The following is a 12,812-nucleotide window of genomic DNA, read 5'->3' on the forward strand; positions in this document are numbered from 1 at the left end:
TTGCGGCCGGCGATGGAGACGGCTTGTTCCGAGATCCGTCGCAGACACTCATGACCGCTGACTTTGTGTTTCGGGAAGATTGATTTCGTTGCTGCCTGTGCGAAGGTTCGAGAAGAAATCCCCCAACTGCACCCACCGTCTTGCATACGCTCCTACCCAAGGTTTTCCACGTCGTCCTCACAACGTTTGAGATAGCGAACGGAACGAACTCTTAATCGAGCGCTGCGCGGTTTCTTGAGCTTTCCAAGCTCGTCGATAGGCCAGGCTCAATCCTGGAACCATCCTGTGAATCAAAGAAGTGAAGGTTGCTGGCGTCAAAGCTTAGACAGATACTCTGTTTGGGCTTGATCCGTACCTTCGGATCGAGCCGGGCTGTAATTTCCTGACCCTCCAGATCGCAGATTGCCATCGTATCCGATCCTAGGGGTTCGTAGACATCTACCGTTGGAGTCAGCAGACAGTTCTCACGAGGCGCCCAATAGATGTGCTCAGGACGGATTCCCACGTCCACATGCGCCCCGTTACGAAGCGGGAGATCAGCTATGGGAACCGTTGTTGCGCCAACTCGGAGAACAGTCTGGTCTCCGGTCCGGTCGACGATTGCATCGAGAATATTCATCTGCGGCGAGCCGATGAATTCGCCGACAAAGCGGCAATTGGGCCGCTCGTAGAGCTCGAGTGGGTGCCCTTGTTGTACCACTCGGCCCTCGTCGAGGACCACTACCCGGTCCGCAAGCGTCAACGCCTCCGTCTGGTCGTGCGTGACATAGATTGTCGTGGTGCCGAGCATCGCGTGAAGACGCTTTATCTGGGTGCGCATCTCGACACGTAGCTTGGCATCGAGGTTTGACAGAGGTTCATCGAAGAGAAACACCGAGGGTTCTCGAACAATCGCCCGGCCCATCGCAGCCCGCTGCCGTTGACCGCCGGAGAGTTGTGCAGGCCGCCTCTCCAACAGCGAATCGATCTGAAGGATGCGGGCGCTCTCCTTAACCTTCCGCTCGATATCGGCCTTCTTCCAGTCGCGCATTCGCAGGCCGAAACCGATGTTTTCGGCAATAGTCATGTGGGGATAGAGCGCGTAATCCTGAAAAACCATGGCCACATCGCGGTCGCGCGGCTCTACCTCATTGACGAGGCGCCCGCCGATCGTGAGCTCCCCTCCGGAGATCTCCTCCAACCCTGCTATCATGCGGAGCAATGTGGATTTTCCGCAGCCCGACGGTCCAACGAAAACGACGAACTCACCGTCGGCGACGTCAAGGTCCACGTCGTGGATCGCGCGGTAACTTCCATAGTCCTTGACGATCCCTTCCAGACTCACCTCTGCCATCGCCGCCCCTCCCGTCCTGACGGCCCAGCGGGCCGGTGTTCGCGACATTCACCATTGCATTATCGATAATTTGCTTGTTATCGATAATCAACCTGCAAGATTCTCCCGTTTTTGGAGGACGCATAACCGAGATGGTTGCCAAGACCGATAACCGCCCAGCTGCAATCCCCGCCGTCGCGCGATCTTCCGGACGGCGGAGCGAGACCGTGTTCGACGAACTGCAGCGGGAGATTGTTCTTGGCCTCGCCCCACCGGAAAGCGCCCTGATCGAGCTTGACCTAGCCAAACGCTTCGACTGCAGTCAGGGCACGGTCCGCGAAGCCCTGATGCGCCTCAACGAAGAGGGCCTCGTCACGCGGTTACCCCGCCGGGGAACATCGGTTGCGCAATGCCGCCCTGCCGATGCGCGGGTTTTGATCGAACTTCGGCTAAAGATCGAATGCGACAGCATCGGCCGCCTCGTGAGCCGTGCCGACGGCGAACTCGAAACGATCCTCCACGGCAGACTCAACGACATGCGCAACGCAGCGCGCGACGCCGACGAATACGGGCTAGCGGCGCATGACAGGGCCTTTCACATCGCCCTGTTCGAAGCGGCGGACCTGCAATTGGTGACGCCGATCCTCCGGCGGTGCCTGATACACGTCCATCGTTTCAAGATCATGAAATCCGGTCAGCTGCGAGACCTTGAGGAAACGGCTGAGCGGCACGTACCCATCCTCGACGCCCTGCGCGCCCGCGATGCCAAGCGCCTCGCAGAGGTTCTGCGACATCATATTTCCACCATCGTAGATTTCGGACCCGACCTGACGGAGCGGCCCAGCCAATGAGGAAACCAAGTGCTGCCATGCAGTCTATACTCGATCGGCTTGCGCGGGAGGACACGGGCTTGCCGCATCCAACCGACATCTCCGCATCAAGAGGGCGGACACTGGCACTGTTGAACAATCTTCGCTGGAACGAGGATCTTCCGAGAGTGGCCGAGGCGCGCACAATCCTGCACGCCGGAATGCCGTCGCGCCTCGTCGTTCCCGAGAACGACACGGGCAACGATGCAATTCTGCATGTGCATGGAGGCGGCTGGGCATTCTGTTCACCGGCGACCCACGAAGGCGCAGCCCGCCGGCTCGCGATCGCGTGCCGGGCACCGGTTCTGACCGTCGACTATCGACTGGCGCCGGAACATCCCTTTCCCTGCGGCTTGGAGGACTGCTTGACGGCCTGGGAAGCGCGCGCGCCCGATCGGCGGTGGAGCCTCGCCGGCGACAGTGCGGGCGCAAATCTCTGTCTGGGCCTTATGCTAAGGCTACTTGCAATTGACCGCGAGATGCCAGCGTCGGCTCTCCTGTTCTATGGCGTCTATGGTGCAGATTTTTCGACGGAGTCCTATGTCGAACAGGCCGCTGGACCGGGCCTGACTCAAGCAGGGATGCGTGCCTACTGGAACCTCTATGCTCTGCCAGAGGACAGGGCCGACCCTTTCGTAGTGCCGCTCCGCGCTCCAGACGCCGATCTGGCCCGTTTGCCCCCGCTATATCTCAACGCGGCAGAACTCGACCCTCTGCGCTCCGACACCGAGCTGTTGGTGGCCCGGCTCAATGCAATTGGTAGAGCGGACCGCTTCGATCTATGGCCCGGCGTGGTCCATGGATTCATGCAAATGGGAAATGCCTTGCCGGAAGCGAGAGAAGCATTCGAACGGGCCGGAGAGGCGTTTCGGGAGGTGACCACCTGAACGAATATCATCAAAGGGAGGAAACGATGATGAATACAGCAATCAGACTTGGCCTGACCGCGAGCATTCTCGCACTTGGGGCAAACGCGGCAAGCGCCGACAGCACGGTGCGTTTCTGGTACCATTTCGATAATGCAGACAACCCGATGGATGAACTGGTTGCCGCATTCGAGGAGGCAAATCCCGGCATCACCATCGAGGCCGAGAACGTCCCCTGGAACAGCTATTACGACACGCTTTACACCTCGATAGTCGGCGGCAACGCGCCCGACGCTGCGATGGTCAAGATGTTTGCCCAACCCCGGCTTCTGGAAATGGGCGCGCTTGAGCCGCTCGGAGAGCGGATCGAAGCATGGGAAGGCAAGGCCGACCTGCTGGACAACCTGCTTGACCTGACCAGCGCCGAGGACGGCGAGAACTACTATCTGCCGGTGCAATATGTGGCGCTCTATCTCTATTACCGCGCCGACATGTTCGACGAACTGGGGTTGAGCGTCCCCACGACATGTGACGAATTCCGCGAGGTTGCCAAGGCGCTTACTCGGGACACCGATGGCGACGGGCAAATGGATGTGTACGGCTTCGGTTTCCGGGGAGGCAAGGGTGGGCACGACCACTGGGCTAGCTTCACGCTGAGCCGCGAGGGAGCAGACCTCGTCGATGGCATGGAATCCGAAGGCGCGCTCGCGGGCAGCCAGTTTGTGGTCGACCTGTTCCGCGAAGACGGTGCCTTCCCGCCTTCAGCCCCAAATGACGGGTTCCAAGAGATCATCGGCGCCTTCAAGGCAGGTACGACGGCTATGACGATCCACCACATCGGCTCGGCCAACGGCATGGTTGAAGCTTTGGGCGACAAGGTTTCCGCGGCCCCAGTTCCGGAATGCGGCGGTGGCCACTGGACAGCCTTCGGAGACGAGAGCACCGCGGTCTTTTCCACCGCCGAAGACAAGGACGCGGCGTGGAAATGGATCTCCTTCCTTTCGTCGGCCGGCAACAACACGATGTTCAATGAAGCCACGGGCCAGCTTCCGGTAACGAAAACCGACAGCGCCGACTGGTCGCTTCACCCGGAACGTTTCGTCAAGGCCACGATGGACTCCCTGCCTTTCGCACAACTCCTTCCGAACCGCTCCGAGACGTCGGATTTCGTAAACACGGTCTGGCCGGTCGCGATGCAACGCGCCCTCACTGGCGAGATCACTGCGGCCGAGATGAATGGCGAGATCGCCAAGCTCTTTGGAGAGTGACCTGCACCAAGGCGACGCGGCGGCGGCCTGTGCCGCCCCGCGCAACTCAAACGCCGGCACATCCCGGCCCGACAGAGCCCGAGGCAGATGAGCGCCACTGACCCTTCCAGCCACGAAAGGCCCAAGCGTCCGGTTCGCCGCTCGCTTGCACGCCAGGTTCTGCCGTATGCAATGCTCTCGCCAGCGGTGCTGGTAACGCTCACCATCGTCTTCCTGCCGATGGTCCAGACCGCCTGGATGAGCCTGCACGAGTATGTCCTGTTCCGCCCCAAGGATTTCGAATTCATCGGGCTGGAGAATTTCCGTGCTGTGCTTAATGACGAGGTCTTCTGGATTTCGCTCCGCCACACCCTGATTTGGATAGGTGTCACGGTTCCAGCCCAACTTCTTCTGGGACTCGTCACTGCGCTACTTCTCAACCAGAGTTTCCCCTGGAGGCCGCTCGCCAGGGCGCTCATCATCATCCCTTGGGCACTGCCATCGGTTGTAATCGCACTGATGTGGGCTTGGATCTACGACAGCAACTACGGCGTCATGAACGACTTCCTGCTTCGGCTGGGGATCATCCAGAGTTCCGTGCCTTGGCTCGCCGACCCGGACACTGCGCTCGGCGCCATCATGCTGACGCTGACCTGGCAGGGGTTTCCCTTTTTCGCGGTCATGATACTGGCCGGCCTTCAGGCTATTCCGAAAAGCTACTACGAGGCCGCGTCTATCGACGGCGCATCCACCTGGCGCCAGTTTCGTCACATAACGCTGCCGGGAATCTCGGGTGTGCTCATCACAGCCGTGTTGCTGCGTGTCATTTGGGTCGCCAATTCCTTTGACGTCATCTTCGTGATGACCGGTGGCGGCCCGGGCTACGCAACCTACACCTTGCCGCTTTACGCCTTCATCAAGGCGCGAACCAACCTCGACTTCGGCTACGGTTCGGCGCTGGCCGTCACCTTCACTATCCTGCTGATGATAATCGTTATTATCTATCTGCGCCGCACCGGAAAGGCCCTTCGCTGATGGCACTCAAGCGGAAATCCCTGCGTCGTCGAATCCTGACGGTAGACCTGCCGATGCTGGCGATTCTCGTCTTCACCCTCGGCCCCTATCTCTGGATGTTCCTGACTTCGATCACGCCAGAAAACCGGCTCTTCACCGAAGGTCCCTCCATCGCGGGCGCAACGATCGAGAACTACACCCGCCTGTTCCGCACCGTGGGTTTCGCCGACAACCTGCTCGACAGCTTCATAGTCGCAAGCGGCACGGTCGTAGTGGGCCTGTCACTCTCCGTCACGGCGGCCTATTCGTTTTCGCGCTTTTCCTATCGGGGTCGTCGCGTGTTGATGATGCAGTTCCTGCTCATCAACATGTTCCCGCTCGTGCTGCTTATCCTGCCACTCTTCGTACTCATGCGGGTTCTGGGGCTTCTTGACAGCCATCTTGCCCTCATCATCGCTAATTCCACCATCGCCATTCCGTTCTCCGTCTGGATGATGACCAGCTACATGAACGGCATTCCGCGCTCGCTCGACGAGGCCGCGATGACGGATGGCTGCACGCGGCTTGGGGCCATGCTGCGCATCGTTCTGCCGCTCTGCCTGCCAGGCATCATCGCCACGGGCATCTACATCTTCATCACCGCTTGGAACGAGTACCTCTACGCCCTGACACTTGGTGGCCGGAACGTGCGGACCATCACCGTCGCCGTACAGACATTGATCGGAGAATACGAAGTGCAATGGGGGCTTCTGACCGCTGGCGGTATCGTCGGCGCGATGCCTGCCACCGTACTGTTCCTGCTGGTGCAGAAACGCCTGATCTCTGGCCTGACCCAAGGCGCGGTCAAAGGCTGATACGCGAAAGGAATACCAATTGGACAATCCAGTCGGAATTATCTCGATGCAGTTCACTCGCCCTTTCGCGAGAGGGGACTTGCATTATTTCGCACACGCGAAGTCTCTGGGGTTCGATTTTGTCGAGTTGCTGGTACCGGAACCCGAAGACGATCTCTCCTTGGCAGATGTTCGCAGCGCCGCCAGAGATGCCGGGATCGATATCGTTCTCGCGGCGCGAGTGAACGCGCAGCGCTCTATAGCTTCGGAGGAACCAGCTGCGCGGTCGGGTGGTATCGACTACATAAAGTTCTGCATCGACGCTGCCGAGGCCATAGGAGCCGAAATCATCGGTGGGCCTCTGTATGGGGAGCCGATGGTTTTTGCCGGCCGACCGCCTCAGCCTTGGACTGATGAGGATATATCCGCCCGGGCCGCCCGCACCATAGAGGGGCTTAGCTCTGTCGCCCCGCTTGCTCGGGCCGCGAGAAAAGTCCTCGCCGTGGAGCCGCTCAACCGGTTCGAGACGGACATCCTCTCCACGACCAGGCAAGCCATCGAAGTCGTCGATGCAGTGGATGATCCCGGCCTAGGGATCCTGCTCGACACATTCCACATGAACATGGAGGAGCGCTCGATTCCGGACGCGGTCCGCGCCGCGGGATCGCGGATTGTTCATTTCCAGGCGAACGAGAACCACCGCGGCCATCCGGGAACCGGCCATCTCGATTGGCCGGCAATCTTTCGGGCGCTCGCGGAGGTCAACTACTCCGGCCCCGTCTCGCTCGAACCGTTCCGGCGCGCCGATGACCGGGTCGCACTGCCCATCGCCCACTGGCGTGCGCCCCGCGAGGATGAAAGCGACAAGCTGAAAGCCGGCCTTGGCGTGATCAGGTCGGCCTTGGCACTGGCGGAGGTTGACCAATGAGCCTGAAGATTGGATGGATCGGTTGCGGCCGGCATGCGCGCCAGATGCTCCTGCCACGCCTGTCGGATCACGATATCCGGCTCGTCGCCTTGTGCGACAGCGACCGGGTTGCGATGGCTTCGACCGCGCAAGCCTACGGTGTCGAGGACTGCTACAACGATTTCCGGGATCTCCTCAGGCATCCAGGACTGGATGCTGTCGGCATGGCCGTCGGACCAGCCATCCACCAGGCAGCCTCGATCGCCGCGCTGGAACGCGGCCTGCCTGTTTTCATGGAGAAGCCGCCAGCCGCCACCGCGACGGGCGCGCGGGACGTGGCGGCGGCCGCGCAAAGGGCCCGCAAGCCAGTGGTAGTGGGCTTCATGAAGCGCTATTCGAGCGGCAACCGCATCGCGATGAACCTGCTCAGGAATGCGAATTTCGGCCCCATCCTCGGCATAACAGGCAGCTATCTGACCGCGCCCACCTATTTCGAGGGCGAGCCGGATTATACGGGGTTCTTCCTGCATCACTGCGTCCACTACATGGATCTTGTGCCCTGGTTCGCCTCCAGCGAGTTCGGCGAAATGAGCGTGCGCAAGGTCAGCCCAGCGCCAGGTCGGCTTTTGCTGCACCTAGGGTTCACGACCATGGCGGGCGCAATCGGCAATATCGTGATGGGCACGGTCCAGTCCCGCGGAACACCGATGGAAGAGATCCGCATCATGGGCGACCACAAGCGGATCGAGGTAGACAATATCGTCAATGTCGAGCTTCACAGGGACCCGCCCTTTAAGGCAGATAACCCATCGGCGACGCTCGACGAGACCGTGGATACTCTGACCTGGCAACCCAACTTCACGGCAGCGGCCAATGAGGACCACAAAGGCTATAGCGGGCTGATTGCGGACGCCTCTGCTGTTCTTAGAGGGGAGAGCCGCGAGGTGCCTACCATCGAGGATGGCGTCCTCGCGATGGTGCGCTTGGAACGGATGATCGAGTTGATTGGGAGTTAGATGTAGACCGGATTCCCTTGATCAGCCTGTTGCTGGCACCATTCACAGGTCTCGCTACGAAGTGTCCTAAGCCCCAATTGAGTATTGCGTCGCAAAGATCGCGCGACTCTTAGGAGTCGCAGCATCTAGCCGAGACTACCTATGGGAAAACGCAGGCTCTGGAGCTGCTCAAGAAAGGGCCAATTGTACCGGTCGCGATAGTAGTGTGGAAACTGGCGACGTTCCACTAGTGCTTTGGAACCACTGAATGGGACGAATGTTGCAGCCATGTCTGGAACATTTGCTGGTTGCGGTGGCAACCACTTCGCAGAGAACTATTGATCGGTCTGGAGAACTCGACGTCGCTTCGTAGGAGCGATCTGAAGGGGCGAGGAAAGAAGTTAAACAGTCATGAGCGACGAGTCTTGGGAATTGGGTGGAGTAGACGAAGACTATCTTCTCGAGCTTGAGCGAGAACAAGTGAATGCCAGCACCGGCCCTTTTGACGATATCGTCGGATCCTATGTCCAATCCGAAGCAAGTGGAAACCGCTTCGATCTTGCCACGCTGCCTCAACTGGTAGATCGCCTGCTTCCCAACGGCATCGCTGCCGTCACGCTTGAGACCGGGGATATCCAATGGCGATCGAGCCTGCGGGTGTTTTCCAACCACGAAACCGAGGGCTTTTTCCATCGGCTTGTGGGGTCGCTTGTCGAAAAGAAGAGCGATCTATTCATGCGTTGGCGCGAACTCGACCAGGACTTCAACGAGCTGGCAAATGATGGGCGAGCGATATCCCCGAATGGGTTTGTCGGCGGTCCCCGGAGTGACAATCCCGAGTTCCAGCTTGCGCCGGAACTTCCCGTGAGTGGCGGGCGTCGCCGATCGGAGACCTACCGTCAGCAAGTCCTCTTACCCTACGTTGCGGCAGTTGCGGACCTTTTTGACAGCTACCGTGCGGTGATCGAACGCACGCACCGGGAGGGTTACTGGCTCGGCGTGAAACCGTTGGGATCCGGTCGGTACGTGCTGCTGCAGCCAGGGGCGGGCTTTCACCCGGAGACCGGCTACGCTCTGCCGGAACACCTGCTTCGCTCTGATTTCGAACTGTCAGACGAAACGCTGGATGATGTCCCTTCGGCACCTGACAGTTTTTTTGACGATCACGACCAATGGCGGTTTCTCACGCCGGATGACTTGCCCGGCCCGGTAGAGCTGGCCCACTTACAGCTTCAGAAACCCGCAACGAACAAGAAGAAACCTAGGGGGCGGCCGCGCGGTTCCGGATATCACGCGGCAGACGAACGTTGGGTCAAGAAGGTGCTTCACATAATGGAGGAGGAGAACCTCAATGGTCACGCCGCCTGCACGCGGGTGGTCAGGCAGTTCGAAGACGAGATTGACGGCGCAAACTACGATGCCAAAATCCAACGGTTAAGCATGAGAATTAGAGGACGTGAGCCAAACTGACTGTGAAATCAGTGGGATGGCGGGTTGGGATATTTACTCATGATTAATCATAATTACCCATTGATGACTTCCATGCCGCCCCCGCGCCAGTTTCTAAGCAACACGACGAAGCTTGGAGGTACGGCAAGGTGGTTTCCCGAAACAGCGAGCTCAGACTGATCGATCGCAAGGAGGTTGAAGATCTCTACGGCGTTTCAAAACGCTTCCTCGAACTCGCGGCGGTCAAGGGTATCGGACCCGCGTATGTCAAGATCGGGCGCTCCGTAAGGTATCGCCGGGAAGACATCGAGGCCTGGATCCTCGAGCAGCGAATTCCCTGTGACCAGCGCGGCGAAAAATCCGGTGGAGACTTCTCATGACGGGAACCTCACGATCGATCATTCTGTCAGAATCGAACCACATCGAAACACGCGCGCAACGGCTCACCGAAGTCCGCAAAGTCTTTGATGCCGCCGAAGACGTCACGGAACTATGTGGAGTGGACGCTTCGCAGACGGAGTGTCGCGCGTCCGGCGCAACCCCCGATGCCGATATGCCAAGCGACCCGGGCCAGATGAAAAGCTCGGAGGAACCCGCCGAGGTACCGCCGGTTCGTCCTCTCGGACACAATGCGGGCACCTATTATTTCGTCGCCCCGAGCCGTGAGCTTCGCCACATGAAGGCGGAGGCCCTCGAGAGCGGTCGCGGTGTGAAGGCGCTGTTTTCCGGGTTCGGTGACGATGTTGAGCGATGGTGCCGGGGGACGTTCCCTTCCAGGGACGGAGACTGGTCATCCAGGGAGGCAGGAAACTGGATCATCGCGGAATGCAATTCGAAGGGCATCTTCGACCCCGGTTCAGCGGATATCAGGTCTGTCGGAGTCTGGCGGCTTGAGGATGACACGGCAGTTGCGCATTGCGGAGACAAGCTGGTGGACGCCAGCGGGCGGTTTATGGGTGTCCACGGCGGTTCCGGGACCGCGGTGATGGTTGCCGGTCCCAGCATGCCGCCGCCTGAGGTTCCAGAGATGTCGCATGGCTTTGCTGCACTCGTCGAGTCCTTCGAAGCGCAGTTCGCATGGCAGCGCAAGGAAGACCCAACGATCTACCTCGGTTGGGTGGCCGCAGCTGCTCTCGGCGGATACCCCCATTGGCGTGCTCACCTGTATGTCACGGGTGGTCGAGGAAGCGGAAAGTCGATGCTGATCGAGTTGACCGATACGCTCCTTGGAAAGCTGTCCGGCGGTGTCGTCAACGATGCGACAGAAGCGGGGCTGCGCCAGTCGAGGAACAACCAGGCACGGCCGCTTCTCATCGACGAATTCGAGCCCGACGATAACCTGCGCAATGCCTCGAGGCAGGACAGCATGCTGGCGCTGTTCCGGCGGATGTCGGGGGGAAAAGGTGGCCGGACAGCGCGCGGCGGAGCAGATCACAACGCTGTTTCATTCCGCACGCTCGGGCCCGCATACGTGACGTCGATCAATCACATCCACCTCGAACCGCAGGACAGGTCCCGGTTCGTTATGCTGGAACTCGGTTCAAACGGGCACTCGCCAAAGCCCGCTGCGACCGCCGTCGGGCTTGAGAAGCTCCGCGCCACGTGTCGCGCTTCAAGTCCGAGTTTCCGCGGCAAGATGTTGAAGCAGAGCGAGCATTGGGACATGACCGTCACGCGAATATCGGCGAGGGCTCGAGAGCTGGGAGCAGACAACAGGCAGGCCGATACGGCAGCCACAGTTCTGGCCGGCTTCGACTTGCTCGTGAACGACGGTCCTATCGACGACCGCAGGCTCGATCTCATCGTTCCGCAACTGCAACTCCTGATCGAGGACGCCGGGGAAAGCGAAGAGGCTTCCGAGGGGCGCGATGCATTGGACCATATCCTCTCGGCGCAAGTGTCTCTGGATCATGGGATCAAGCGCAGTGTGAGCGAACTCGTTGGAGCGGTTCGTGACAATATGCCCTGCAGCGGAGTTGAGGATCCCGAACGCGCGCTTGGACGGTACGGCATTTACCTAACGCCTGATCGCATGCAGGTTGCATTCAGAACCGGGCGAACTACCCCGACGGCCAGCATCTTCTCCGAGACAAAGTGGAGAAATGGTGCCCATGTATCGGCACTATTGAAACTGAATGGAGCCAGTCGTCCGCAATCCGCGATGCGTCCCTGGTCAAACCTCCAGGTACGAGTTCTTCTTGTTCCATTGTCCTGCCTGGACCCAGAGACAGCCGGGTGACGACGTGCGGCGTCGCGGATGCAGCGACGCCGTCACACCCAATACATTGAATTTGCTATATAATCTTCAATCGTGACAGCTGCGACAGCATTCCCGGCAAGGAACATCCTACATAAGCCGGCCCGCAATATCAGCTTCACCGCTACGTTCTTCTTCCTTTCAGTAACATTGTAGAAGTGACCCCATAACAACATGAAATCAACGGGATAGCTGGGACAGTGGGCCTGTCCCGGCGGTGTAGAGGAGTAACAATCGACAAGACCGAGGGAGGGGGGGAGGGTCAGAAACTATTTCGGATACAATAGGGACCGGCGGGGAAGGCTTCATTCTCTCGGAGCGGAAATTGAATCCAAGTAGCCAGATGACCGCCTGAGGTGAGACGATCGAAACACGTTTCGACGGTGAGCAACTTGCTACCCAAACGCAAGAAACGGCCGCTAGACACTACTAGACGCGAGCGTTTCTCCTTCGATGGATTATCTGGTATCCTACCTTAGCAACAGCCTAACGACAGACCAAATCGCTCAGCCAAGATTGGTCGGCGTTCATTTGGTTCGTCGACTTTGAATGGTGTTTATTTACGTGGGAGGGGATATGAAAGTTGCCTTGCTTGCCGGCGGCAAAGGAACCCGCCTTGCCGAGGAGACCTCCATCAGACCGAAGCCGATGGTCGAGATCGGTGGCCGCCCGCTCCTTTGGCACATCATGATGCACTATACCCAGTATGGGCACCATGAGTTCGTGATCGCGCTCGGCTACCTGGGCGACTACATCAAGAAGTACTTCGCGGATTACGCAACGCTGACCGGCAATCTTACCATCGACATGGAGCCGGGAAAGCCGTCCATCGTGACCCGCCACGAAGCGCGGCGTGAGCCCTGGAAGATCGACCTCGTCGAGACCGGCATGGATACCCTGACCGGCGGGCGGATCAAGCGTCTGAAGGACTACCTCGGGGACGGAACTTTCATGCTGACCTGGGGGGATGGCCTGTCGAACGTCGATTTCGACGAGCTCCTGGCGTTCCACCGCAAGCACGGGAAACTTGCCACGATCACGGCCGTCCGGCCGCCGGCGCGTT

At 59.4% G+C, this 12,812-nt stretch carries 12 protein-coding genes; 11 read left to right on the forward strand and 1 reads right to left on the reverse strand.

Features of this window, described 5'->3' with window-relative positions; genetic code table 11:
• Window positions 1-211 precede the first annotated feature (211 nt).
• Window positions 212-1,333, reverse strand: coding sequence for an ABC transporter ATP-binding protein (locus ACFQ2S_RS13430; RefSeq protein WP_386075178.1), 1,122 nt, complete (start codon window positions 1,331-1,333; stop codon window positions 212-214).
• 206 nt (window positions 1,334-1,539) lie between these two features.
• On the opposite strand from ACFQ2S_RS13430, the gene ACFQ2S_RS13435 reads away from it, so the two are divergent.
• The 11 genes from ACFQ2S_RS13435 to ACFQ2S_RS13485 form a co-directional block, all read left to right on the forward strand.
• Window positions 1,540-2,163, forward strand: coding sequence for a GntR family transcriptional regulator (locus ACFQ2S_RS13435; RefSeq protein WP_386075180.1), 624 nt, complete (start codon window positions 1,540-1,542; stop codon window positions 2,161-2,163).
• Window positions 2,164-2,180: 17 nt separating this feature from the next.
• On the forward strand, window positions 2,181-3,068 hold the full coding sequence (locus tag ACFQ2S_RS13440) for an alpha/beta hydrolase (protein ID WP_386075182.1): 888 nt from the start codon (window positions 2,181-2,183) through the stop codon (window positions 3,066-3,068).
• Window positions 3,069-3,094: 26 nt separating this feature from the next.
• Window positions 3,095-4,315, forward strand: coding sequence for an ABC transporter substrate-binding protein (locus tag ACFQ2S_RS13445; RefSeq protein ID WP_386075184.1), 1,221 nt, complete (start codon window positions 3,095-3,097; stop codon window positions 4,313-4,315).
• A gap of 87 nt (window positions 4,316-4,402) precedes the next feature.
• Window positions 4,403-5,329: a carbohydrate ABC transporter permease gene (locus ACFQ2S_RS13450; RefSeq protein ID WP_386075185.1), complete on the forward strand. Its 927-nt coding sequence runs from the start codon at window positions 4,403-4,405 to the stop codon at window positions 5,327-5,329.
• On the forward strand, window positions 5,329-6,162 hold the full coding sequence (locus ACFQ2S_RS13455) for a carbohydrate ABC transporter permease (RefSeq protein ID WP_386075187.1): 834 nt from the start codon (window positions 5,329-5,331) through the stop codon (window positions 6,160-6,162). Before ACFQ2S_RS13450 ends, ACFQ2S_RS13455 begins: the two co-directional genes overlap by 1 nt.
• A gap of 79 nt (window positions 6,163-6,241) precedes the next feature.
• The gene (locus ACFQ2S_RS13460) at window positions 6,242-7,069 is read left to right on the forward strand and encodes a sugar phosphate isomerase/epimerase family protein (protein WP_386075189.1); all 828 of its coding nucleotides are present in this window, start codon (window positions 6,242-6,244) and stop codon (window positions 7,067-7,069) included.
• The gene (locus tag ACFQ2S_RS13465; RefSeq protein WP_386075191.1) at window positions 7,066-8,064 is read left to right on the forward strand and encodes a Gfo/Idh/MocA family protein; all 999 of its coding nucleotides are present in this window, start codon (window positions 7,066-7,068) and stop codon (window positions 8,062-8,064) included. Before ACFQ2S_RS13460 ends, ACFQ2S_RS13465 begins: the two co-directional genes overlap by 4 nt.
• A 390-nt stretch (window positions 8,065-8,454) precedes the next feature.
• Window positions 8,455-9,513, forward strand: coding sequence for a hypothetical protein (locus ACFQ2S_RS13470; RefSeq protein WP_386075192.1), 1,059 nt, complete (start codon window positions 8,455-8,457; stop codon window positions 9,511-9,513).
• A gap of 128 nt (window positions 9,514-9,641) precedes the next feature.
• The gene (locus ACFQ2S_RS13475; protein WP_386075194.1) at window positions 9,642-9,872 is read left to right on the forward strand and encodes a helix-turn-helix transcriptional regulator; all 231 of its coding nucleotides are present in this window, start codon (window positions 9,642-9,644) and stop codon (window positions 9,870-9,872) included.
• A complete protein-coding gene (locus tag ACFQ2S_RS13480; protein WP_386075195.1) occupies window positions 9,869-11,731 on the forward strand; it encodes a hypothetical protein in 1,863 nt (620 codons plus the stop codon). The genes ACFQ2S_RS13475 and ACFQ2S_RS13480 overlap by 4 nt, the downstream gene beginning before the upstream one ends.
• 594 nt (window positions 11,732-12,325) lie before the next feature.
• Window positions 12,326-12,812, forward strand: a 487-nt coding sequence (locus tag ACFQ2S_RS13485; RefSeq protein WP_386075196.1) for a sugar phosphate nucleotidyltransferase, incomplete at its 3' end; no start/stop codon positions are given.

The organism is Tropicimonas aquimaris (assembly GCF_042676185.1).
GTDB classification, from domain to species: domain Bacteria; phylum Pseudomonadota; class Alphaproteobacteria; order Rhodobacterales; family Rhodobacteraceae; genus Tropicimonas; species Tropicimonas aquimaris.